This is a genomic window from Cytobacillus depressus (assembly GCF_008923245.1).
In the GTDB taxonomy this organism is placed as follows: Bacteria; Bacillota; Bacilli; order Bacillales; family Cytobacillaceae; genus Cytobacillus; species Cytobacillus depressus.
The window spans coordinates 367,821-393,781 of sequence record NZ_WBOS01000003.1; the positions used below are offsets into that span (position 1 = coordinate 367,821).

Sequence of the window (25,961 nt, forward strand, 5' to 3'; positions counted from 1 at the left end):
TATCCAACCCCATAGCAAAAGAAACGGGATTAAGCATAAAATGATTAGAAAAAATGACAAGTGCTTTACTCATTCGGTTCCTTTGCATAAAATCCGCCCTTATTTATTAATGAAATAATTGTGCAGCATTAATAACAGATATTATAAACGGTTTTCTTTTTAATTGGCAGGGGAGGCAGTTTGTCAAATTCAAGAAATTTCAGTTTTGGTGTCTTTATGGGGCGGATCAAATGGGTGGAGTGTCTTTCTTTGGTGTCAGACACCATATCATGAAACTTAAGTTTTCGTTGAAACGTCTAAACGATAAGGGATGTAAATTTTTGTTTATTGAACCTTGATTTTCCTTTATAATTTAATCATTATGCATGGTAAGGGGGCCAAATTATGATTAGGAAAGCAATTAAGTTGATGGCTGTATTTGTTTTACTGCTAGGCTTGGCAATGCCTGCCTCTTCATCAGCGGCGGGTACGGAAATAAAGATTATTATTGATGGCAGGGTTATTAGTGTTGACCAGCCGCCAATCATTCAGAATGGTCGAACGTTAGTGCCGTTGCGCAGTATTTTTGAAGGATTGCAGGCGGTGGTTGATTATAATTCCAAAACAAAGGTCATAACCGCGCAAAGAGGAAGTACAACAATTGAACTGACACTTGGATCAAAAAGTGCAAAAATCAACGGCAAGTCGGTTCAGCTTGATGTACCGGCACAAGCTTTGAATAATCGGACTTTGGTTCCGGTTCGTTTTGTAAGTGAAGCTCTTGGGGATGATGTCTACTATGATTCCTACAAAAGAACAGTAGAAATTAAGACCAAAAATAATGGTGTTTCGAATTTAGCTGTTAAAGACATTAATGATTACGGAGATGGCCGCGATTTACAAGTTAGTTTTACAAAAGCAAAAAATGATGCTCAAATTGATCATTATCGTGGGATCGTTGTTAAAACATCGAATCTCTCGAATTTTAACGTAAATAAAGCAATGAGTTTAGCAGCAAACCGCTATCTTCTTTTCACGGGGGGAGGCCAAACGCAGCAGAAAACATTTACTTATTCTTCATTAGATTCGGATGGGGATAGCATCCAAAATGATATCGACTACACTATTTTTGTTATTTCAGTCAATAAGAATAATGTTATTCTAGGATATGAATCTGCGAAACTTACTTTAAAAGGAAAATATACTGTTAAGCCTGTAACAGGGCCCCGCTTGAAAGACGTGAGCGATTTCGGAGACGGCCGTGATTTGGAGGTTTCTTTTAATAAAATTGCTGATGAATATGATTTGCTGCTATACCAAGCGATTGTTGTCAGAGCAGATGAGGCAAAAGCTTTCAATTTATCCGCAGCGCTGGAGCTCCCGGCCGCCAATTATACGGCGATTTCAAAAACAGGCGCGAATATTAGTCAAAATCTATCCAGCTGGACGAGAGATAGTAAAGGGCGCTTGATCCAAAGCGGGATTGCTTATAATGTATTTATTCTTTCTGTTGGGAATCCATCCAGATCATTTAGCAGTGCTTTATCAGCTCCTTCCAATGCGATCACATTAAATAGTAATCCGGAAGAAATACGAATTTCAAAACTGGCAGTGAAGGATACATTTGATTATGGAGATGGCCGTGATCTACAAGTGAGTTTTACCGCACCTACCAATGATAGCCGAGTTTCAGAGTATCGGATATTTGTAGTTAGGGAGGCAGATGTAAAAAACTTTACCTTATCAAGAGCGGAAAACACTTCTTCATCCTATTATACTTCTGTGTCGAAAAGTGCCTATAAGGATATTTCGATCAATTTATCTGCTAACGCAAGAGATGTGAGTGGATATTATGTGCAAAATGATACGCCTTATAAAGTGTTTGTTCTTTCCGTAGGAAGCCTAGCAAACTCTTACAAAAATACCCTTTCAACGGCTTCCTCGACAATAAAACTGACAAATAACCAAATTGCGAACGCAGTGACAAACTTGGTTACCAAAGATGTGAGCGATTGGGGAGATGGAAGGGATTTAGAGGTTTCTTTTAATAAAGTTTCAGATGAATCAAAAGTTAGTGAGTATCGAATTATGGTTGTTAAATCATCTCAAGCGAGCAGTTTTAACTTAAATTCTGCCAATTCGACTAATTACTATACGAGAGTTCCGAAAACAGGAGCCAATATCAAGACGGTGTTAAATTCAAATTCTAGAGATGTTTATGGTGAAATGATTCGTGAGGATGTAGAATATAAAGTATTTGTCCTGACGGTATCGTCGGGGGGAAACAGTAGCAACAATGCTTTGTCAGCAGCATCTTCTATTAAACTAAGAGATAACACGACTACCCTTGCGGCTACGAATGTTATCGCAACAGATATTGGGAATTTAGGCGATGGCCGCGATTTAGAAGTGAAGTTTACAAAGGCTACAGACGAATCTGCCATTTCTGAGTATCGCATCATGGTTGTTAAATCTAGTGATGTACCTGCTTTTGACTTAGCTAAAGCCAATCAAGTATCAAGTAATAACTATACGAGAGTCGTTAAAACAGGAAAAGACATTACAGTGGTGCTTGGAGCTCATTCAAGAGATACTAGTGGGACACTTATTACAACTGGCCAAAAATATCGGGTTTTTGTATTAAGCGTATCGAGTACTGGTAAGAGTAATGCTTTATCCAATGCATCTGCTGAATTTAGCTTATCACACCCAGAAGTACAGAAAGCGAGCAATGTGACAGCTAATGATATTGCTAATAATGGGAATGGCTCTGATTTAGAGGTGAGTTTTACAAAAGCTGGAGACGAGTCGAATATTGCCTATTATGATATTTTGGTCGTCAATGAATCGAACGCCGGATCCTTTGATCTTTCAAAGGCAAACGTTGTACCTGTGGAAAATCGTACGAGAGTGAATAAGGATAGTTCAGGAAATACATTGATCAAAACTCTAGCAGCAGACGCCCGAGATGTAAATGGGCAAATCATTAGAAACGGGGTAAGCTATCAAATTTTTATACTATCCATTGCCGATGGAGTAGGCGCCTCCATCAACGCATTATCCACCCCAAGCACTAAGATCACCCTAAATTAGGTGTCAGACACCGCCCGTGGACTTTCCCCTGATTTTTCTTTGTGGGGTGGACACTTAAATTAAATCCCCCTCTTTGGTAGAAAAGTAGTTCTTTTACCAGAGAGGGGCTTTTATTTTGGTTAAAAACTCTTATAAAGTTCGCTATTTTTTTACATGTGTTTTTTTTGTAAAAATTATAGCAATACTTTTGAATTACTTTATAATAGAGTTGTATGTTTGTATATTTCATGACTACTATTAAAAGGATTTCTGAGGAGGACAAGTATAAATGAGCTATAATCCAAAGTCTTACCGTAAGTTTCTTGCAACGGCAACTGCTGCAGCTGTTGTTGCTTCCATGGCGGCTCCCGCTGCAAATGCAGCCGCAACAAAGGAATTTCCAGATGTAAAGAAAGATTTCTGGGCTGCTAATTCTATTTATAATTTAGTAGAAAAGGGAATTATTAACGGCTATGAAGATGGTACATTCAAGCCAAATAAGGAGCTTATTAGAGGTCACGCTGCTATTCTTTTAACAAAAGCAATGGAATTGCCAATTCCTGAGGATTTAACTTCGTTCTCGGATATTAATAGTAAATCTGGATTTGCTGAGGCTGCTGCAGCAACGAAGCAAGCTGGTATCTTTATTGGTTCCAATAATAAATTTGGTGGAACTGATATACTAACTCGTGAACAAGTAGCATCTGTATTAGTTCGTGCGTTTGACTTAGTCGGAACGGACGAAAAGGTTACTTTTACTGATATGGATAAAGTGAATCCTTCGCATAAGGACGATGTTATTATTTTAGCGCAAAATGGAATTACAACTGGAACGGATTCAGGTAAATTTGATCCGAAAGCTCCTGTTACGCGCGCAAGCTTCACAACATTTATCAATCGTATTTTGGAAAAGGAAACTTCTAACTTCAAGCTTTCAATCATGCACACGAATGATACACATGCTCATTTAGATAATGTGGCAAAACGTTCAACTGCTATTAAAGAAGTAAGAGCGAAAAAGAAGGATTCTTTATTAATTGATGCCGGTGATGTTTTCTCAGGTACACTTTATTTTAATGAATTCAGAGGAAAAGCTGATTTAGAATTCATGAATTATATGAAATATGATGTCATGACTTTTGGTAACCATGAATTTGATTTAGGAAGCAGCCCTGATGGCCATAAGGCTTTATCAGAGTTTGTCAAAAATGCAAAGTTCTCATTTGTTAGTGCGAATGTTGATTTCTCAAATGATGAGTTATTTAATGGGATTTATCATGGTGGAACGATTGCCAATAAACCATCTCAAGGTAACATTTACAGTGGAATCATTAAGGAAGTTAACGGGGAGAAGATTGGGATCTTTGGTTTGACGACAGAAGAGACTGCTGATATTTCAAGCCCAGGAAAAGTTAAGTTCCAAAACTATATTGAGCAAGCGAAGAAAGCGGTTAAATCCCTTGAAGATCAGGGTGTAAATAAAATTATCGCTGTTACTCATATCGGCTATGATGATAACCCAGAATACGATAATGACCTTGAGCTTGCTGCAGCTGTTCCAGGAATTGATATTATCGTTGGCGGACATAGCCACACAGAATTGAAAAAGCCAGTAGTCATCGATAAGGATAAGGATGGAAAAGCGAAGGATCCTACTGTTATTGTTCAAGCGTACCAGTACAGTGACTTCCTAGGTACATTAAATGTTGAATTCGATGACAAAGGTAGAGTTGTTGGACAAGCTGGGAAATTAATTAAAGTGGCTGATAAAACAGAAGATCCTGTTGCAGCGAAAATGCTAAAACAGTATTCTGATAAAATAAAAGAAGTGAAGAATACAGAAACAGGTGCAGTTTCTACAGTGGAACTACTAAATCCACGTGCAAGTGAAACATCATCTGTAAGTGTAAGAGCTAACGAGACAGCACTAGGTAACTTAATTACCGACGGTATGCTTGATAAAGCGAAGGAATTTAATAAAGATACTGTTATCGCGATGCAAAATGGCGGTGGAATTCGCGCGGCTCTTGATAAAGGACCGATTACTTTAGGTGATGTATTAACTGTTCTTCCGTTCGGTAACACATTAGCAACGATGAAATTAACAGGTGCTGAAATTAATGAAGCTTTAGAGCATAGTGTTAGCCAAACTCCAAAAGAGCATGGCGGCTTCCTTCACGTTTCTGGAATGAAGTTTACTTATGACAGTTCAAAGCCAGCTGGAAGCAAAGTTGTTTCAGTTGAGGTACAAGGTGCAGACGGTACTTATACAGCCCTAGATAAAACAAAGGAATATGTCATCGCTACAAATGCTTTCACAGCTAAAGGCGGAGATAACTACGACGTATTCAAAAAAGCATATGAAGCGGGCCGTGTAACAGATTTAGGCTTATCTGATTGGGAAAACCTTCGTGACTACGTAACGAAGCTCAAAACAGTCGAGCCGAAAGTTGAAGAAAGAATTGTCGACATCGCAAAATAAGGTGTCAGACACCGCTCGTGGACAAATAGACTTTTTTTCCGTCCCATGTGGACTGTTAAAGGAGACAAGACAAAGAGTTTAACTCTTTGTCTTTTTTTCGGTTTTGGAGATATGTGAGACTACTGAATATTAATATTATTTTGAAATATATAGCAATAATTTTGAAAGTATTGTATAGTGATAGATAAAGTGTTTTCCTCGCACTGAAATAGGTTCTTCCCCATCCACGACACCATCCTTCCATCCCAATTCCGTTTGCTATTTTCCCAAGTCCCAAATAATTCTAAGAATAGGAGTGATTTTTTTGGCTCGGAAACGACGTGTCTGGTTTCCAGGTGCAAAATATCATATTACTAGCAGAGGGATTAGAAAAAACGCTCTTTTCCACGATGATGCAGATCGAAAGCATTATCTCACCCTGCTAGCTAAGACGAAGGAACGCTACCCCTTTATTCTTCATTCTTATTGTTTAATGACCAATCACATTCACCTTCTTTTGGAAACCATCGACACCCGCACAGGCTTGATCATGAAGCATCTCCACTCAAATTACGCCAAATATTTTAATAAGCGCAATGATTTTACCGGGTATGTTTTTGAGAGACGCTATGGCGCTGAATGGATTGATAGTGCATCCTATGAGCTTGACGTTAGTAAATACATTCATTTAAATCCTTTGAAGGCTGGTATTGTAACAAAACTGGAAGATTACCCATGGAGCAGCTATCGCGCATATATGCTGAAAGAGGAAAATCCCCTGATAAGCACCGATCAAATCCTTTCTTATTTTCCCAAACCCCAACATAAAGAGTATGAAAAATATCTAAATGCAGGCTTTAGTGATCCGGAATTTGATGAACACGGGAAATATATTAAAAAGGAGCTAGAAAGAAAACAATTCACTGATTGGAATGAAAAAACGGTATATAAAATGATGCTCTAGTGGTGAAAGAAAGGTATTTTTTATAAAGGAGAATAAAAATGGCATCAACTGTACATAGCTTTACGCTCACAGGCATACACGGCCATCTTGTCGAGGTGGAAACCGATACGCTCATTGGGCTTCCTTCTGTTTCAATCGTTGGATTAGGAGATAAAGCCGTAAAGGAAGCGAAAGAACGGCTGGAGGCTGCGATTAAAAATGCCGGCTACCAATTTCCGCCGCAAAAAATCGTCTTCAATCTTGCTCCATCTGATATGAAAAAGACGGGCACCCATTTTGACTTGCCGATGGCCATTGGACTTCTAATAAAAACGAACCAAATCAAACCTCATAACTTCGCACAAACAGGAATCATTGGCGAGCTTTCACTAAATTCTCATATCCGGCCTGTTTCAGGGATTTTGCCAATGGTAATTAAAGCGAAGGAGCTCGGTCTTACAAAGTTAATTGTTGCTATTGAAAATATGCCTGAAGCCCAGCTTGTTAAAGGAGTAAACATTATTGGCTGCAAAACCTTAAAGGAAGCCATTTTTGTTGTAGAAGGAAAGCATCAGCCGGTGATAGAAACCGAAGCCAAAGCGGAAAATTTGCCCGAAGATGAAAACTACTCTGTTGATTTCAAAGATGTCAAGGGCCTTCAATCTTTAATCGAATATATTGGAATTGCTGCTGCCGGCGGCCACAACTTCCTTATGATTGGTCCACCTGGGTGTGGGAAATCAATGATTGCAAAGCGAATTCCGACGATTCTTCCAAAAATGATAGAAGAGGAGTCATTAGAAGTGATGAAAATATATAGTGTTGCCAATTTATTGAAGGATAAGGGCAGCCTCATCACCGATCGCCCCTTTAGATTTCCTCATCATAACGCCTCTATCAACTCCCTAATTGGCGGTGGGCCTTTCGCTATGCCAGGTGAAATTTCTTTAGCCCATCATGGTGTATTATTTTTAGACGAGATGGCTGAATTCGGGAAAAAATCTCTCGATGCACTAAGGCAGCCTCTGGAAGATCATTCCGTCACCATTTCAAGAGTGTGGGGAACGAATACATACCCAGCTAATTTTATGCTTGTAGGGGCGATGAACCCTTGTCCGTGTGGCTATCATGGGCAGCACCAATGCAGGTGTACAGATTATGAAGTTATTAAATACCGGCAAAGATTATCTGGACCAATCATGGATCGTATGGACATTCAAAAATTTGTTGGGGTCGTCGATTTTTTTAACAAAGAGGAAGAGGGAGCTAGTTCAAGCGAAATTCGTCAAAAGGTAGAACGAGCCCGGGCGATTCAGCAGGAGAGATATAAAAATATTGCTGGAGTGAATTGCAATGCACAATTAACCCCAGCCTTAATAAAAAAATTCTGTGTGCTTGATCGTAATAGTCTTGATTTACTGCAGCAAGCTTATCTCCGGTTTCGTTACAGTGGTCGTTCACTGGATAAGTTCATAAAGGTTGCGCGGACGATTGCAGATTTGGAGGGGAAGGAGCAAATAGAAGTCCAGCATATGAAAAAAAGCCTCCTGAGCAGGGATGTCGAAAAGGATTCATTATTATTAACGGGAGGATAAAAGATGGATGTATATTGGGTATGGTTAAGTAGATTGAAATATGTAGGACCCGTCCTGCAAAAACAGCTGATTGCTCATTTTCATTGTCCAAAATTAATTTATGAGGCTGGGGAAGAGTCGTTATCAGGGGTTCCGAAAATGACGAGAAATGCGTTAGAATCAATTGGATTAAATCGTAGTCTGAAGGAAACGGAAATGATTTTAATGGCCGCCGAAAAAAGCGGGGTTAGGCTTCTTCTGTATAATGACGTAAATTATCCTGATTTTGCGAAGGAATGCAAGGAGTCTCCGGTTGTGCTTTATTATCGGGGGCAGCTCAAGCCAATCAAAAATGCGGTGGGTGTAGTTGGAGCGAGGTGGTGCACATCATACGGCAAGAAAATAGCAAAGCAGATTGGGGAAGAGCTTGCGAGGTTGAATATTCCAGTGAATAGCGGTTTCGCAAAAGGCATTGACAGCTATGCCCAAGCCGCTTGCGCCCGTCATGGTGGGTACACGATTTCGTTTCTTGGCTGTGGGCCGGACATTTGTTATCCAACCGAGCAGAGGCAGCTCTATCATGAGTTTCTTGAAAAAGGGAATGTGTTTATTTCGCAATTTCCACCTGGTACAGCGCCGAATCCAAAGTTCTTTCTTTCAAGAAATGCATTAATAAGTGCCTGGTCCACAGAGCTTGTGATCGTGGAGGCAGGAGAACAAAGCGGAGCACTGACAACGGTTGATTTTGCTATAAAAAATAATAAACGCGTTTATGCAGTGCCCAATCATATTGGAGTACAAGAAGGCGTAGGAACGAATCGCTTATTGTCGGAGGGAATTTCCCCATATTTAGGTATCCAGAGTCTTCAATGTGTTAAAGATAAAAGGCCGCTTGATGTAGAATTGATAGAGAAAGTGAAACGCGAGCATCCAATTCTAAAGTTCCTTTCCGAATCCCCAATCACCATCCAACAACTTTCCCACCTAGCAAAACTTAGCGAAGACCAGCTCATGGATCAGTTACTAGATTTAGAATTAACTAAGGAAATTATTATGAGAGGAAACCTTGTTTACGGATTGCACTAGGATAAAGAAATTAAGTGTCCATATGGGAAGTAAAATAGACCAAAATGTCCACGAGAGGTGTCTGACACCAAAAAACACTCTACAAAAAAAGTGAAGCGCAAATGCTTCACTTTTTACACTGTCCATATACTGTAGACAAAATATCCATTTGTCCACGGAAGGTGTCAGACACCAATAGGTGTGACACCTATTGGTTGATTTTGATGATCCATTTGGATAGATCGGGTTGGTCTTTTTTGATGTTGTCTTTTGGGAAGATGAAGGTCCAAGGTTTAGATGTGTTGGCTTTCACTTCGAAATCGTTAAGTGTGAAGCCGCCTTGGGCTGCTACTTCTCCTGACGCATCAATTACTTGTAATGGTAGCTGTTCAATTTGAATGTCCTTATCTGTGCCATTACGGATAAAAATGGTTGTATGCAAGCTGCCCTCATCGTCAAGCTTGGCTTGCAGACCCATAATATTAATTTCTCCTTCTTTAGGAGGTTCTGTAGAGTTTACGATATTTTCCAGTTGCTTTTTCGCATCTTCTGAAAGGCCTTTTTGCCAGCTTTCTTCAAGGTCTAAAGAATGTTTTTTCCTTAGTTCGAATGCGAGTGTCCAGTTTTCTTTGCTGAACTCAGTAACCTTTAAGCTTTCTTGAGGGAAAACAAACACCCATGGGCGGCTGCTTTTTCCTGGGATTTCTCCTAATTCACTTAAGTCAAACTTATGTCTCGCAATAACTTGGCTCTCTTTATCCAGTAATAGAAGGGTGGCCTCCTCTAATTGGATCGCTTTTTGCAAGCTGTTTCGAACAAAAGCTGTTACTTCAATTCCACCTGAACCTTCGCCAACTTCAATGCCGGATAACGAGATTTGGTTCGGCTTCAATGGCTCAAGCTCATTATTAAGGAAGCGGAAAACATATTGTTGCTCCGCAGGTAAGTTCCAGCTAGGGTGAAAAGAAAGAGCTGTTTCAATTTCAGTTTCGGTCGTCTCTTCCTTTTCATTAATTAATTCTTCAGTGGAAAAGCTTTGGTCATTTCCTTCTTTTTTGATTTCGTCATTTTTTTTTCGTCGAAAAATAGAAAGCATCTCTTTGCTCCTTTTTCCTATTCAGCTTGCTCCAGCATCGCACTAATATAATTGGCAGCGTGAATAGAGATTTCTTTTTCAGTTTTTTGATAGAAGACAGTGAACAATTCTAGTCCATCATTTTGATATAATCTCATCGGATCCTCTTGTTGATAGGAACGTAAACCAATACCTTCTTTTAAACGTGTCATGTTTTCAATATGGGCAATCCAATTTGCATCAAGGATTGAAGTCATAATCAGCTTAATGTTCCCGCTGATTTCGTCCTCATATTTCTCCTTTATGACATCTAACTGATTCCGATACTTATCAAAAGCATTAAGAATCTCACTTAAAATTGCTTCTTTATCGTGAGTATCTATAGGCAAGGCGATAGTTTCACCTAATAAAATATGCTCCATCGTATTCTTTAAGGAATGGACATCCCAGTCCTCTGGAAGAATCTCGATTGAACAAGCCTTATCGACTTCAGCATCGATTGTCGACTTAACGATAGATTCCAGTAAATCTATCATACCATTTCCATCAAGAATTTTGTTTCTTAACGTATAAACGATATTTCTTTGTTCATTAATTACATCGTCAAGCTTCAGATTATATTCTCTCATCGAGTAGTTTGCACCTTCAACGATTCTTTGGGTGCGATCGACAAACTCGTGGATTTTCTTATACTGAACAATTCCGTCTTCAGAGTAGGTTAGGCTCTTCTGCAGCTTCTCCAATTCCTCTTTAGCAAAACGTCTAAACATATCATCTTCAAGCGAGATGAAGAATTGAGAGAAACCAGGATCTCCTTGACGACCAGAGCGTCCTTTTAGCTGATTATCAATTCTTCGGCTTTCATGACGTTCTGTTCCAAGAACATGTAATCCTCCAAGTGCTTCCACACCTTCACCGAGCAAAATATCGGTACCACGCCCAGCCATATTCGTTGCAATCGTAATATGTCCTTTTTGTCCAGCTTCTGAAATTAAGCGAACTTCTTGTTCCACACTTTTTGCATTTAATATTTCAAAGGTTAAGCCTTCCTTTGTAAAATATTTGGCGATTTCTTCCGACTGAAGAATAGATGTGGTTCCTACTAATACAGGCTGACCTGTTTCGTGTCTTGCCTTTACTTCTTTTGTAACCGCCGTATACTTTTCTTCAACGGTTTTGAACACTTTATCCAGCATATCTACGCGGATTTTTGGCTTATTCGTAGGGATTTGTACGACTTGCATCCCGTAAACTTGGACAAATTCTTTTTCTTCTGTTTTTGCTGTTCCTGTCATTCCAGATAGGAAAGGATACATTCTGAAATAGTTCTGAATCGTAATAGAAGCCTGAGTTTTATTCTCGTCCGTCACCTTAAGCCCTTCCTTAGCTTCAATCGCTTGATGCAAGCCATCGCTAAGTGTGCGACCTTCCATAATTCGACCGGTAAACATATCGACAAGCATAATTTTGCCTTCTTGGACGATATAATCAACATCTCGTTTGAACATGACGTGGGCACGAACGGCCTGAATGACATAATGGTATAGCGTTTGGTGCTCTAAATCATAGAGATTGTCTACACCGAAAGCCTTTTCAACCTTCGTAATTCCTTCTTCTGTCAAACTTGTAGCTTTTGTTTCTTCGTCAAAAGAGTAGTCAGTATCCTTTTTAAAGCTTTTTGCCAATCTTGCAGCAATATAGTGTAAATCAGAATTCGACTGCATTTTTCCTGCAATAATGAGAGGGGTTTTCGCCTCATCTATTAACACACTATCTACTTCATCAATTAGAGCAAAATGGTATGGACGCTGAGCCTTTTCCGCTGGACTATTTACCATGTTATCGCGAAGATAATCGAATCCGAACTCAGTTCCGACTCCGTATGTAATATCAGCAAGATAGGCTTGTTTTTTCATTAATGGATCCATCATTGGCAAATTCAAGCCAACTGTAAGGCCTAGGAATTCGTGAATTTGACCGATAATCTCTCTGTCCCTTTTCGCAAGGTATTCGTTCACCGTAATGACGTGAACCCCTTTTCCTTCAAGTGCCCGCAAGTAACTTGGCAGGGAGGCGACAAGTGTTTTCCCCTCGCCGGTTGCCATTTCAGCGATATTCGCTTCTGTTAGGACAAGTCCGCCAATCAGCTGCACATCGTAATGGCGCATGCCGAGAACCCTTTTTGAAGCTTCGCGAACGGTTGCAAAAGCCTCAACTTCGATATCATTAATCGTCATTCCTGATGCTAATTTATCTTTAAATTCCTGTGTTTTTTGCTTTAGCTGTTCATCTGTTAAAGCAGAAAACTCGGCCTCTAGGCTATTAATTTTTTCAACTAATTTATAATATTTTTTTAAACGACGTTCGTTCGTATCACCAAATGTGTTTTTTAGAAACGTAATCATCAATGGACGCTCCTTTTAGTGTGTGTTCAAAAGGACTTTTTCCCGTACTTTTTGAACAACCTCTTTAAAAAATCCAAACTTACTCCATTTAAATATCTTAACAAAAGTTAGGAAGAAATACTACTTAGATAGGAAACTAGCAATAATTTGTAACTTAATGAAAGTTTTTCCGTCGAATATAATAAAATTAAGTATAAAATTTGCTATTATGTTACAAAATATTAATTTGTACTAAAATGCGTTTCAATATTTTTATATAGGTGATATAATCAATACGGTCAATAAGAAGGAATTGGATATCACGAAAATACCGAAATTTACTTTCGTAATATTATTCGAAATTGGATAAGCTATTTTTGAGGAGGTTCTTAAATGGTTTACGTAACCTTGGCTCTTTGTTTTTTGGCATCGATTATTTTAACACCTTTGGTGAAAAAGTTTGCCTTTGCAATTGGAGCAACTGATAAACCGAATCAACGTAAAGTACATCAAAAAATCATGCCGCGTTTAGGTGGCCTAGCGATATTTATCAGCTTCATCATTGGTATATTATTTTTACGCCCGACAGATGAGTTTTCACTCCCTATTATTATCGGTAGCTTTATTATCGTAATCACAGGAGTTTTAGATGATCTGTTTGAGCTATCCGCTAAAATTAAATTATTGGGGCAACTTGCCGCTGCATTAACTGTTGTGCTTGCAGGCGTACAAGTTGAGTTTATTAATATCCCTTTTTGGGGACCACTTGAGTTTGGTTTCTTCAGTATTCCATTAACGATTCTTTGGATTGTTGGTGTGACGAATGCAATCAACTTAATTGACGGGCTTGATGGCCTGGCTGCCGGTGTTTCATCCATTGCTTTAATTACCATTTCAGGTATGGCAGTATTAATGGGCGATGTCTATGTTATGAGCATGGGCTTGATTGTTCTAGGTAGTACTTTAGGCTTCCTTGTTTATAATTTCCACCCTGCGAAAATTTTCATGGGGGATACAGGCGCGTTATTCTTAGGTTATATTATTTCCGTTTTAGCTTTACTCGGATTTAAAAATATTACCATCTTATCATTAATTATCCCGGTTATTATTCTCGGGGTGCCTATATCTGATACATTGTTTGCGATTATTAGACGTTTTGTTAATAAACAGCCTTTGTCAGCTCCAGATAAATCCCATCTTCACCATTGTTTATTAAAACTCGGCTATACACATCGTCAAACGGTGCTGATTATTTATGCGATTGCCGCGATGTTTGGCATTGCAGCTTTTATTTTCTCCAATTCAACTTTGTGGGGCGCCATCTTAGTCATTGGAATTCTTATCTTGGCTATCGAAATCTTCGCAGAAAAAATTGGGCTTGTTAACAAAGACTACAAACCTTTACTGAAAATGATCAGCCAAGGAAAAGGCCGATAATTCATCTATAAGCAGCAACCTAATATACACTAGGTTGCTGCTTTTTTATTACAAAAATTTAGTTGCTGTCGCTTCTTCGTTTTCTACTGTGTACACCGCAGAAAGAAAACTTTGCAAAATGTCCTTTTGAGGTGTCAGACACCTTAAAAGGACATTTTTGGTTTTTGTCCACGGTAGAAAGACAAGTGCCGGTCGATTCACTTCAATAGTGGAAGTGAACCGACCGGCATTTTATTGAGAATATACCATTTCGTATTTGGGAATTTTATTAATTAGCTTGATTAATACAAAATACGATACATGAATAATACAAACTGAAATCTATTTACAGATTCCTTTGGACGGAATGTTTTGTCCGGGAACCCTTCTGTAACATTATTTGCTAATAGGACAGAAATGGAGTCATAGCCAAAGGTTTTATTGTTCACATCCGTGAATGTGATTGGTGCACTTCCTGTTAATTTGAAGGCTCTGTGTAAAATGACAGCCATTTCAGCTCTTGTTAATGGAGCGGATGGATCAAAAATATCTGCAGCTTTTCCGTTCATCACTTTGTGGTTTGCGATTGCTGCTATTTCTTTATAGTATTTATGTGTTTTCGGTACATCCTTAAAATTAACATCCTGGACATTTGTTGTATCTAATTTTAAAGCCCGCCCAAGTAAGAGGGCAGCATCTAATCTCGTTAAAGAAGTATTCGGTTTAAAGGTTCCATCCGGATATCCGTTGATGATTTTGTCGTTCGTTAAAGCACTTATTTCTTTATAATATTTATAAGATGCAGGAACATCAGAGAAAGCTGTTTTTTCTGCAATAACTTTAATGGGCAGAATTTGTGTCACGCCATCATATTTAACCGTAATCGTGCCTTGACCAGCTTTTGATGGGATGACTGTATTTCCTTGGACCGTGCCTAAATCTGAGCTAATGGTTATTTTAGCCGGGTCTACTTGAATTGGATTGAAAAATTGGTCTAGTACATGGTTGACACTTACCGTAATAGGTGTGCCGATTTGAACTTCTCCGGAAACAGATAAGCCTGCACTCATATATTTAGCAGCTCCTAGAGGAGAAGAGTCAATTACTTGAAGGGTTGAGGAAACTGCACGTTCTCTTCCGTCAGATGGAGTATTGGTCAAGGACGCCAATTCTGTGCCATGCTTTCTGACTAGCATAGCTGTTGAGCCTCCGCCATCTAAATTAATGGCTTTGTTCACTCCGATTTTAACAAGATATTGCGCGAATTCATGCAGGGTCATGCCTTTGCTGCCTGTTAATCTACCATCAACAGTGACCATATAGGCCTTTGATCCAGTTTTATCAAGGGCAATCGCCGTTCTTGGAGCACGCTCTCTTGACCTAATATTATTCGGATCCATATTTACACTAACGACCCCGTTATTCACAAGCATAGGACCGCTCGCAAGCATAAACTTTGAACCCTTCCATTTACTATCTATATCAAGAGTGATTTGTACTTCATCACCAATATTCATACTTTCAAGAATCGCTTGTTTATCCCCGTGTGCTGAGAGGACAAATCCATCAGCGGGTATCGTAGTTGCCTTCGTATCACCAAACGGGCGAATCGCACTTACTGTCCCAGTGATTGTATCTCCAAACTGAAGGCTACGATTTTTTGAAGCATTTGTGAAAATAACTTCCACTCCATATTGATTAGCGCCTGTACCGCTCGTCACGTTTTCAGGAGTATAAAGGATCAGCTCATTTGCTTGACGAGCCTTGTTTAAGCTTGTGATATCGTAAGAGGTGCCTAGATGGTTAAGTGATAAATAGAGTTGATACTCATCAATTAAACCTTTTCCTGTGCTCGTAATTCCGAAAGCAGCTGGTTGATTCACATAATGCTCTCTCTCAAACTCTGTTAATCCAATATTAACGATTTGATTATTATAGGCAATTAAATACATAGGAACCTTCGTTGTCATGTCGAAAAAAGAACCATTAATGGCACCGACCACTTTATGGCCAGCATAGTAGCTTTGTTTCGCTTGATTTGAAGTGGTTGCTAATGAATTTAGCGGGGTTGGAAACGATAAATTCAGCTGTGTATTCGGATCTAGTAAGTTAATTTCTAATAGATTAATATTTTGCTGGTAAGAATTAATAATCTCTTTATTATTTTTATATTGGACCCCTGAAGAAACCGGATATTGTTGAATGGTTTCCGCAAAAGTCGAGGACTGTGGAATGCTGAAAAATAACAAAGACAACACGAGTGCAACGATGATCTGCTTTTTCTGTAACAAAGAATTGCCTCCTCAAGATGAATAGTTTTTGCCAATAAATGTTTCGCCTCTATAGTTCTACCATACTATAAAAATAATGTCGAATGAAAAAAAGACTAGATTATTAGTCTAGTCTTTTAATAAGAAGGCTACTGCAAGTGTGTCTTTAGTGAGCAAGCTTTACTTAGCTTTACTGTGCTGAAGTAATCACCACGCAGTATATTAAATCTGATGATATTAATTTTTAATGAAAAAATCCACGCACGATATATTTCCATTTAGATTTCAAGCTTTGCTTCAAACTTGATTTAGATAGTTCTTTTATTTTTATCGGTGTTGTAAATGGAGAGTGGGTACTGTATTTCACTTCTTCAGCGTTCGATGCAAACACATCCTCTTTATTCACACCTGAAATAACTTCTAGCTTTTGATTACTTTCAATCCCGGTTTGAATGGAACGCTTTTCGACCGTACCGGATGAAGATAAAACATTGATAAAAGTACCGCTCTTTTTCTTCTTGATGCTTGTTTCCGGAATGATTAGGGCAGGAGCAGCTTCCTCTAATATAATTCCAACATTGACATGCTTTCCGGCAATGAGATCATCGGAAGGATTATCGACCTGTATACGGATTGGATAAGTTGATTCCTGGTCAATTTCAGGTTCATTTTCCGGTAAAGGAGAGATGTCCGAGATTGTACCGATGTCAGCCTCTTTATTCCCGATAGACACCTTCATTCCTTCTTCAACTTTATGAATTTCCGTCTCACTCAAGCTTCCTTTAATGGAAGGCGTTTTCGAACTAATGGTTATGACAGGAGCAGATAAATCATATTTCACATTCTTTACATAGCCATCGAATTCACTTTCCACTACGATTGAATCTGGTTTTTCTTCTATTTTTCGAATTTGTTCTTGTATTCTCGCAGCTTCGCCTAAATAGAATTCTTTTTCAAGCTCTTTTTCGTAAATATTTGATTGAATGTTATAAACACTTTCTAATTCATCTTGACGCTCTTTTTCTTTTTGCCCGCTTCTCGCTTCATCTAGTAAAGCTTCTAATTGATCAATCGCGGTATCTACGCTGCTTGCTTTATTCTCTAACTCTGTTATTTCTGTTTCCAATTTCCCTATTTCGTCACTTGTATTAAAAGGAGAGTATTCAAACAATGGCGTTCCGATTGACACTTCTTCTCCTTTTTTTACATAGAATTGCTTAAATACTCCATGATTTTCGTTGAAGTAAACGTGGTATTCTTCTTCAGGAATGACTATTCCTTCGGTCAATAACGAATTTTTTAACTGCCCAATCTTCACATTCTCCCAATGATTAATTCTCTCAACTCTAGTAATCTTGCTCTCTTTTTTGACAATGAGAAAAAGATTCGCTGAGAAAAAGATAACTAAAAGAGCAATGATTATTCTTTTTTTCCAGTTTTTCAATTGAATCACCATCTTTATAATAACCCTTCGATATTAGTGTAATGAAGAAGTGTTGATATGATAAGCAGGAATAAATAAGCAACCATCACTAAACTAAAAATCACTCTTGGCTCTTTTTCTGTCATTTTCTTAATATATGTGTATTGTAAATAAATCGCCCAAATATGAAAGACTGAAATGGAACCAAATAGGGTAATCAGCAATTCATTGTTCGTTACATATTGAATAATTACACCGAGTGAAAGCGGTGAAGAAAATAGATCAATGCCTAAAAGCAGGGCAAACAATAGATGGACTGCTTTTCCAATTAGTAAAATAAATAGAATAAACGTTTGAGTCGATAGAAGCTTTGTATAAGGTATTTCCGTCACAGTCCAAAAAAAGAGAGCAGGAAGAAACAGCATAAATACCGCAAATAGCAGCCCCCAAAGAGTTTTTCCGAACGCAAACAAAAGCTTAATAGATTCAAAGTCACTGCTGGGGAGAGTCAATAAATCTTTTGAAAGTATTTCGTTGCCAATTCCAAAAAAGGCTGTTAAAAGGGCTAGAAAACCACTAGAGCAAATTAAAAGAATGATTCGCTTCCAGAGCCCCTGGATTTTTTCCGCTTGGCTTAGCTGATAGTTTAGATAAGAAGGGTAAACAATGCCTTTCACTAGCCGAAGTTTATAGAACATAAGGACCTCCACCATATATGATTGCTAGTTCTATTTTAGCCTATAAACATAGTAACTTGAAATAAAAACCAGTAACTTTCATAAATACCTACTAATTACATAGGTAGCTTAACGAATTCGACGACGATTTAGTTTTATATAAAAAACAACCGACACCAAAAATGTCGATTGTTTAGTATATTTATAGTTTAAGGATAAAAATACGTCATCTAAGGAGTAGTATCTTCCACTGAATGATGATCTGAAGCAACAGTACTCGAAACATCGAGGTGGCTTTTCAATGTTTGTTTAATCTCATTAAGGGAAGCGGTATCTAATTGATAGTAATAAATGCCATTGATGTAATTGTCTGCGCCGGCAAGAGATAAGGATTCAATATTTAATTTCGTACCAGCAGTCATATAGTCAATGAATTTTTTCATTTCAGTGAATGATAAGTCGGTTGTCATATTTTCTCCCACAGCCTCAATCACATCCGCATACTTTGTAACAGACTTCACAGAGGTTGCTTTATTCGCGATGGCTTTTAAAATTTCTTGCTGTCTTTTTCCGCGTTCGACATCATTATCTAGTTTACGTGTTCTTGCTAAAGCTAGGGCTTCTTCGCCATTTAGCTGCTGTAAACCGGCTTTTAGGTGAATGGCATTTTGCCGGTCATGTGAATCTTGCTCGCTAAAAGTATAAGGAACATCGACTTCAATGCCGCTAAGTGCATCGACAATGTCAATAAAAGCATTAAAGTTCACATTCACATAATAGTCGATTGGTATATCCAGTAAACCTTCTACCGTTTCCATTGTTGATGCGATTCCGCCTTTGCCGTAAGCGTGATTGATCTTGTCATTATAGCCTTTCCTTGGTATGTATACATAGGAATCCCGAGGAATGCTTAACAGCTTTACAGATTTTGCTTGCTCATTGAAAGTAGCAAGCATGAGGGCATCTGTTCTCGATCCACTTGAATAATTACGTGTATTACTATCATCAATTCCAACAATAAGAACAGAGATATTATCCAATTTGGGATCAACCTTCTGTTCCCGCTTTGTCTGTTCCCTAATAATTGGTTCATATGAGTTGTCCATGACGGATTGAGCTTTATTATATAATAAGGCGGCGTATGATGTAGCACCCAATAAAACAATTAGGAACGGGGTTAAAACAAAGAGAAAGACTTTTTTTCGTTTTTTGCTTTGCTTTTTAGCTCGATGGCTTTGTCTAGATTTAGACATGAGATCGCTCCTTTTAAAAAATAAGGATGTATTACAATTGCATCAGGTATATATACTTAATTTGCCCAATTATATTTTACAGTTTCCGTCCCAAAACGTAAATCTTATTTTTCCAGTTCGTCCTCCAAATATAACTGCTCGCCTTTCGTGATCACCCCTTGTCCATTCGTTAGTTCAACCATCCAATTCGTAAAATTGTCTGTCTGATCTTCTTCCACGAAGGTTTCGAATTCAACATTGTCGAGGTAATGGATTTCTTTCAAGGTGTATATTGAGGAGCGCAGTTCATTTTCGAGCTTGCCAAGCCAAGTGTAGTCAACTTTTGTGTGCATGATGCGCATGAGTTTTCTTTCGACAATGCCTGTTGTGTCAATCCCTTCGGAGGTGGCTTTGCCGTATGCGCGAATGAGTCCGCCAGCGCCTAGTTTGATGCCGCCAAAATAGCGCGTAATGACGACGGCTGTGTCTTTTAGATGTTTTTTCTTTAATACTTCAAGGATAGGGACACCTGCTGTACCGCTCGGCTCGCCATCGTCATTCGCTTTTTGAATTTGGTCATTTTCACCGATCATATAAGCGGAGCAATTATGTGTTGCATCCCAATGCTTCTTTTTAATTTGCTGAATGAAATCCTGTGCTTCTACTTCCGATTCTGCTCTTGTCACGTATGCGATAAAACGCGATTTTTGAATAACAATTTCATGTTCTCCGTATCCTTTAACTGTATAGTAACGGGGCAGCATATGACCGCTCCTTTCTGGTTTTTCTTTTTATAAAAATAATATTGGTTTTTGAAGTTAGAAAATGGTCTAGCTCCAGGCGCCATCGGCTCGCCGACTAAGAACGCCACGTCCTGTGGCATCGTCGGCACTAGTACGTCCTGTACGTCGGAGGTCATAAGCCAATCTGTCAAAAAGGCTAAAGAACAACCTGTCTGCCGGCTCGTCTTATGCTAGTTGCCGAAAGCTAAGCGCCTTGCGCTTTTCTTATTATAATTCGACACAATTTGAAACATCAAATATTAGGTGGAATTGTTTTTTTGTAATATAAAACCACATAGTTTTGTAATGGAATTTTAATATAGCATTTTAGGGTCCATGGTATAATAACACTAGCTCCATGGGGAATACACTTGTGTGGGCATATTGTTGGACCAGCTTTTATCGTGTTCATGAATACTTCGTCGTTGTCAATCGGCGTTTATAAGATACATATGAGACGTGTTATTATATAGGATATAAGACACAGGAGATAAACTCAAGCATAAGACTTTTTATCGAATTTTACTGAATATCGTCTATTTTCTTAGCTGGAATGATAGTATCTCTAATTAAATCAAGCTAAAATAAGGATTATAATTATAGGACTTCATTTAGATCCCAGATTAGCTTTTTATAAAAACTACTTTGAGGGCATCTAAACATTGGAGGTAACCTAATGAGTTTTAAGAAATTTGATATTAACACACTTGATTTTATATTAGAGAAAATGATTGACACAGTCGGATCCAGCAAGGATGAAGTGTTTCGCATTGGCGAGCAATGCCGAAAAGAGAGTTTAACCTTATCCGATGAATTAAAAGAAGTAAGGACGCTCGTCATAAAGGCAATTGAAGACGGGGACAAGCTTGACGCACAGACACGTTCTGCGAGAAAAAAGCTTTCGGAAGTCAGTATGCATTTTAAAGATTATTCTGAAGCTGAAGTTCGGGAAGCGTACGAGAAGGCGCATCGTCTGCAAATGGACTATTCGATGAATCAGCAATTAGAAAAGCAGCTCCGTGATCGCCGGGATGATATTGAAAGAAGGCTTGTCGGACTGACTGAAACGATTGATCGGGCCGAGCAAATCATTTCACAAATTTCAGTTGTCATGAATTATTTAACGAGTGATCTGAAACAAGTTGGAGAGATGCTGGAAAGCGCGAAGCTTAAACAGGAATTTGGCTTAAAGATTATTGAAGCGCAAGAGGAAGAACGGAAGCGGCTGTCACGCGAAATTCACGATGGTCCTGCACAAATGATGGCAAATGTGATGCTGCGTTCCGATTTAATTGAACGGGTATATAAGGAGCGAGGCGGGGCTGAGGCGATTCGAGAAATCCGTGATCTGAAGAAAATGGTCCGTAATGCCCTTTATGAGGTAAGGAGGATCATTTATGACCTGCGTCCGATGGCACTTGACGATTTAGGGCTCGTTCCAACCCTCAAAAAATACTTGCAAACGATCGAAGAATATCACAAACCGATCAGAATTGATTTCACTAGTATAAAAGAGGAAAAACGTCTTCCAGCTAAATATGAAGTCGCTCTATTCCGCCTAATTCAGGAATCTGTGCAAAATGCTTTAAAGCATGCAGAGGCTAATATAATCAGGGTCGGACTTGAAATCGATAAGTCGAAAGTTGTTGTTGTTGTAAAAGATGATGGAAAGGGCTTTGATCAGCAAGAGAAGAAGAATGATTCCTTTGGCATCATGGGCATGAGGGAACGGGTCGAGCTATTAGAAGGCCGGATATCCATTGATTCCATCGTTGGAAAAGGAACGATGATCCTTATACAGGTGCCATTAAATTTATAACGGATTGCTTATACATGATTTTTTCAAAAAGAGATTACATTATTTAGGAAAAATAAATAGAAAAATATAGATAACATTTAGGAGTATTGGGAGGGAATGCAATTGACTACAAAGATTGTCATTATTGATGACCACCAGCTATTTAGAGAAGGTGTAAAGAGAATATTAGATTTTGAAAAATCGTTTACGGTCGTTGCTGAAGGGGACGATGGATCCGACGCAGTGACGATTGCTGAGCAATATCAACCAGATGTGATCATTATGGATATTAATATGCCGACTATCAATGGGGTTGAGGCAACAAGACAGCTAATCGAAAAATTTCCAGACTCAAAAGTAATAATTTTATCGATCCATGATGATGAAAATTATGTTTCCCATGCGCTTAAAACTGGCGCGAGTGGATATTTATTAAAAGAAATGGATGCAGACGCATTAATCGAAGCGGTAAAGGTTGTAGCTGATGGCGGATCTTACTTGCATCCGAAGGTTACGCATAATCTTGTGAATGAATATCGCCGTCTTGCTCTTGAAGAGTCGGGAACAGCTGGCGTTTATAAGCAAAGAGTTGAAATTCGCCGCCCGCTTCACCTACTAACGCGCCGTGAATGCGAAGTGCTCCAACTGCTTGCAGACGGAAAAAGCAACCGCGGCATCGGCGAAGCCATTTTCATTAGTGAAAAAACCGTCAAAAACCATGTCAGCAACATCCTCCAAAAAATGAATGTTAATGACCGGACACAAGCCGTAGTTGTCGCCATCAAAAACGGCTGGGTCGAAGTCCGATAGGTGTCAGACACCTCGCGTGGACATTTCACTTTATTTTCTTTCTGAGATGGACACTTGATAAGTGCATAATAGCAGGGGCCATAGTGGTCTTTCTGCCATTATGTGCTTTTTTGTTGTTTATTTTACTAAAGCCGCAGCAATGGTTTGCAGAATTGATTTGCCTGCTGCGCCTCTTTTACGGGCGTATTTAATCATTAAAATGATTTCTTCAACTTCTTGAGGGGAAGAAATCTCTAATAACCAGTCCGCCAATTCATCTCCGCTAATGGAGTAATCAATATAAGGCACTTTTATCGATTTATATGTACGCAGTTCATGTTTTAAAAAATTAATTTTATAATCAGAAATCTTATTGATCTTAAACTCCCCTGAACTAGAGTTTAATAAAAATCCAGTTTTCATTAGTATCATCCTTTGCTCAAAAATCATTGATGGAGAATTCTGTCGAATAATGGCTATCTTACCATAGTTTACATGTGTAACCAAGCTGTCGTGAAATTTGCACTATAATAAAGAAAGATAAAATAATAGATTGGAACCTTTCATAGGACTATTGCCTATATCGTGAAATGATAACTCCAATAAAAGTAATGCATTTTCCATCTATTTCATATAAAATGGAGTCAAGAAAGTAGAATTAGGATGGTACATATATGGTAAAAACGGCCATTGTGACGGATAGTACAGCTTGTGTCCCCGATGTATCCCGTCTACGTTGATCAATATTATAATTAGAGGTGATATCATGAGATTTGCTCTTTTTGAAAACAAAGTGATGCCTGAAAAACTCCTAACATCCTCTGAAAAAACACACCGCATTTCCTTCATAGAAAGTATCCCGCATCAAGAGTTAAACAAAGCATTCTCCTACAATAAAGAACTCCAGCTGCAATTATCCGGAAAACAGCTCTTGCTAGATGACCTTAGCTTTCCTTTACAAAACATCCACGAACATTATGAAAATGGCTATCTCCACTATCGAAAAGGACTCACGACAGAGAAAAATAAGTCTATTTGCCAAAGATGCGGAAATCAAGACAAGCATTTTTTTGCCCGCTTTCCGTGTGCACGATGTGGGGAGGAGTGCGTCTATTGTCGAAAATGTATCATGATGGGGAGAGTGGGGGAATGCACGCCGTTACTAAGCTGGACAGGCCCTAGCCCTTACCTGGAATGTTCCGTTCCGCCACTTACATGGGATGGTACTCTTTCTGACGGTCAGCAAACCGCATCAAGGCGTGTGGTCGAAGCGGTTCAAAATAACACGGAGCTACTCGTTTGGGCTGTATGCGGAGCTGGTAAAACCGAAGTGCTTTTTGAAGGCATTAATCAGGCCCTTACCGCGGGAAAAAGGGTGTGTCTAGCCACGCCGAGAACCGATGTAGTACTCGAGCTCACTCCTAGATTCAAAAAGGTGTTTCCGAATATCCCGGTCGCCTCTCTATACGGCGGCAGCGAGGACAGGCATCTCTATGCACCACTCACGATCGCCACGACACACCAGCTTCTTCGTTTTTATCAAGCATTTGACACGATCATCCTTGATGAAGTAGATGCCTTCCCTTATACGGCAGATGAAACTCTCCAATATGCCGTTCGTCAGGCGCGCAAATCAACCTCTTCCATGATTTACTTAACTGCAACACCAAATGAAAAGTGGCAACAAGAATGCAGACAGGGGAAACGAGAATTCGTCACCATCCCTGCCCGCTTCCACCGACATCCTCTCCCTGTCCCTGAATTCCACTGGTGCGGCAATTGGGAAAAACAGCTCAAAAAAGATCGACTTCCTTCAAACATTAGCCAATGGTTACAAATCCGCCTCGACGCCAATAAGCAATGTCTTTTATTTGTCCCTAAAATTGAAAAAATGGAAAAAATCTTGCCTCTCGTTCGTAAATTACACCCAAAAATTAAAGCTGTCCATGCCGAGGATCCAAAGCGAAAGGAAAAGGTCCAAGCGATGAGAAACAAAGAAACTCCACTTCTTCTCACGACAACAATTCTGGAACGAGGCGTAACTTTTCCGAATATTGATGTGGCAGTACTAGGTGCGGAGGATCGGATTTTCACGGAAAGCGCTCTTGTCCAAATTGCAGGACGGGTCGGGAGAAGCTCACTGGCGCCAGGCGGCAATATTACCTTTTTTCATTATGGAAAAACAGAGGCGATGCTTCGCGCCAAAAGGCAAATTCTCAACATGAATGAAGAAGCGAGAAAGAAAGGACTGATCGATTATTGAACTGTCTCATTTGCTTTACGGAAATCACTCCTCAGATCAGCTGGTCAGCCTTATTTTCAAAGGAAGAGGAGGCACCGGTTTGCGGTTCGTGCAAAAGAAAATTTTCGTTTATTGAGAGGGAGGTATGTCAAAAATGTGATCGCCCCTTGGTACAGTTGGATGCTCAATTTATTATTGAGGATTTATGCACGGATTGTGTCCGCTGGGAAAAGGAATCGCTATGGGCTGGGGCTTTGGAGCGAAACTATTCTGCTGTTATGTACAATGATTTTGCAAAGGAAGTGATTGCACAATTTAAATATCGCGGGGATTATGTACTTGCGCATGTTTTCGCATCTCTCTTGAAAAAGAAGCTTGCAGCGATTCCGTTTGACTTAATTGTTCCAATTCCATTAAGTGAGGAGCGCCAATACGAACGGGGATTTAACCAATCTGAAGCTTTAATTCGGGCCTGTGGCTACGAACCTAGCAGTTTGCTCGCACGAACCCACTCCGAAAAACAATCGAAGAAATCACGCTCCGAACGAATTCATCTTTCTAAGGTTTTTCAAATTAAAGAACCAATACCCAATCAAAAGATCCTTCTCATTGATGATATTTATACAACCGGCTCCACCCTTCGGCATGCGGCTAAATGTTTGAAGAAAGCGGGGGCGCTTTCTGTGAGCTCGCTTTCTTTTGCAAGAGGTTGATGATTGATAGTGGAGCGGTATTTTTGCATGAGGCTATTAACTTCCGGGAAACTATCATTTCTTAAA

Annotated in this window: 18 protein-coding genes; 10 read left to right on the forward strand and 8 right to left on the reverse strand. The window is 39.2% G+C overall.

Annotation, left to right across the window (positions count from 1 at the left end; translation table 11 throughout):
* The first annotated feature begins 384 nt into the window (after nt 1–384).
* From F7731_RS10450 to F7731_RS10470, 5 genes are all read left to right on the forward strand, one after another.
* A complete protein-coding gene (locus tag F7731_RS10450) occupies nt 385–3,072 on the forward strand; it encodes a copper amine oxidase N-terminal domain-containing protein (RefSeq protein WP_151534720.1) in 2,688 nt (895 codons plus the stop codon).
* Between the two features lie 268 nt (nt 3,073–3,340).
* The gene (locus F7731_RS10455) at nt 3,341–5,533 is read left to right on the forward strand and encodes a 5'-nucleotidase C-terminal domain-containing protein (RefSeq protein WP_246197179.1); all 2,193 of its coding nucleotides are present in this window, start codon (nt 3,341–3,343) and stop codon (nt 5,531–5,533) included.
* A 304-nt stretch (nt 5,534–5,837) separates the two neighbouring features.
* Nucleotides 5,838–6,476: a transposase gene (locus tag F7731_RS10460; protein WP_151534721.1), complete on the forward strand. Its 639-nt coding sequence runs from the start codon at nt 5,838–5,840 to the stop codon at nt 6,474–6,476.
* Nucleotides 6,477–6,514: 38 nt separating this feature from the next.
* Nucleotides 6,515–8,050 carry a YifB family Mg chelatase-like AAA ATPase gene (locus tag F7731_RS10465; protein WP_151534722.1) on the forward strand — a complete coding sequence of 512 codons (1,536 nt, stop codon included), beginning with the start codon at nt 6,515–6,517 and terminating at the stop codon, nt 8,048–8,050.
* A gap of 3 nt (nt 8,051–8,053) precedes the next feature.
* A complete protein-coding gene (locus F7731_RS10470; protein ID WP_151534723.1) occupies nt 8,054–9,115 on the forward strand; it encodes a DNA-processing protein DprA in 1,062 nt (353 codons plus the stop codon).
* Nucleotides 9,116–9,302: 187 nt separating this feature from the next.
* Here the strand turns inward: F7731_RS10470 and F7731_RS10475 are convergent, their stop codons facing one another.
* Both F7731_RS10475 and secA2 read right to left on the reverse strand, forming a co-directional pair.
* Nucleotides 9,303–10,190 carry an accessory Sec system S-layer assembly protein gene (locus F7731_RS10475; protein WP_151534724.1) on the reverse strand — a complete coding sequence of 296 codons (888 nt, stop codon included), beginning with the start codon at nt 10,188–10,190 and terminating at the stop codon, nt 9,303–9,305.
* A 17-nt stretch (nt 10,191–10,207) separates the two neighbouring features.
* A complete protein-coding gene (secA2, locus tag F7731_RS10480) occupies nt 10,208–12,574 on the reverse strand; it encodes an accessory Sec system translocase SecA2 (protein ID WP_151534725.1) in 2,367 nt (788 codons plus the stop codon).
* 372 nt (nt 12,575–12,946) lie between these two features.
* Here secA2 and F7731_RS10485 point away from each other — a divergent pair, with 372 nt between their 5' ends.
* A complete protein-coding gene (locus F7731_RS10485; protein ID WP_151534726.1) occupies nt 12,947–13,990 on the forward strand; it encodes a glycosyltransferase family 4 protein in 1,044 nt (347 codons plus the stop codon).
* Nucleotides 13,991–14,271: 281 nt separating this feature from the next.
* On the opposite strand, the gene F7731_RS10490 is transcribed toward F7731_RS10485, so the two are convergent.
* From F7731_RS10490 to F7731_RS10510, 5 genes are all read right to left on the reverse strand, one after another.
* On the reverse strand, nt 14,272–16,260 hold the full coding sequence (locus F7731_RS10490; RefSeq protein WP_151534727.1) for an S-layer homology domain-containing protein: 1,989 nt from the start codon (nt 16,258–16,260) through the stop codon (nt 14,272–14,274).
* 223 nt (nt 16,261–16,483) lie between these two features.
* Nucleotides 16,484–17,683 carry an efflux RND transporter periplasmic adaptor subunit gene (locus F7731_RS10495; protein ID WP_151534728.1) on the reverse strand — a complete coding sequence of 400 codons (1,200 nt, stop codon included), beginning with the start codon at nt 17,681–17,683 and terminating at the stop codon, nt 16,484–16,486.
* A gap of 14 nt (nt 17,684–17,697) precedes the next feature.
* Nucleotides 17,698–18,360, reverse strand: coding sequence for a hypothetical protein (locus tag F7731_RS10500; protein ID WP_151534729.1), 663 nt, complete (start codon nt 18,358–18,360; stop codon nt 17,698–17,700).
* A 209-nt stretch (nt 18,361–18,569) separates the two neighbouring features.
* Entirely contained in the window at nt 18,570–19,592 is a 1,023-nt protein-coding gene (locus tag F7731_RS10505) for an LCP family protein (RefSeq protein ID WP_151534730.1), read from the reverse strand.
* A gap of 104 nt (nt 19,593–19,696) precedes the next feature.
* Complete coding sequence (locus F7731_RS10510; protein ID WP_151534731.1) at nt 19,697–20,335, reverse strand: YigZ family protein; 639 nt, start codon at nt 20,333–20,335, stop codon at nt 19,697–19,699.
* A gap of 694 nt (nt 20,336–21,029) precedes the next feature.
* Between F7731_RS10510 and F7731_RS10515 the strand changes: the two genes are divergently transcribed.
* The gene (locus F7731_RS10515) at nt 21,030–22,172 is read left to right on the forward strand and encodes a sensor histidine kinase (RefSeq protein ID WP_151534732.1); all 1,143 of its coding nucleotides are present in this window, start codon (nt 21,030–21,032) and stop codon (nt 22,170–22,172) included.
* 96 nt (nt 22,173–22,268) lie between these two features.
* Nucleotides 22,269–22,961 (forward strand): response regulator, encoded by a 693-nt coding sequence (locus F7731_RS10520; protein WP_151534733.1) that lies wholly within the window; start codon nt 22,269–22,271, stop codon nt 22,959–22,961.
* Nucleotides 22,962–23,078: 117 nt separating this feature from the next.
* On the opposite strand, the gene F7731_RS10525 is transcribed toward F7731_RS10520, so the two are convergent.
* A complete protein-coding gene (locus F7731_RS10525; protein WP_151534734.1) occupies nt 23,079–23,363 on the reverse strand; it encodes a hypothetical protein in 285 nt (94 codons plus the stop codon).
* Between the two features lie 343 nt (nt 23,364–23,706).
* Between F7731_RS10525 and F7731_RS10530 the strand changes: the two genes are divergently transcribed.
* Both F7731_RS10530 and F7731_RS10535 read left to right on the forward strand, forming a co-directional pair.
* Entirely contained in the window at nt 23,707–25,203 is a 1,497-nt protein-coding gene (locus F7731_RS10530; RefSeq protein WP_151534735.1) for an ATP-dependent helicase ComFA, read from the forward strand.
* A 146-nt stretch (nt 25,204–25,349) separates the two neighbouring features.
* Complete coding sequence (locus tag F7731_RS10535; protein ID WP_246197180.1) at nt 25,350–25,895, forward strand: ComF family protein; 546 nt, start codon at nt 25,350–25,352, stop codon at nt 25,893–25,895.
* The last annotated feature ends 66 nt before the right edge of the window (nt 25,896–25,961 follow it).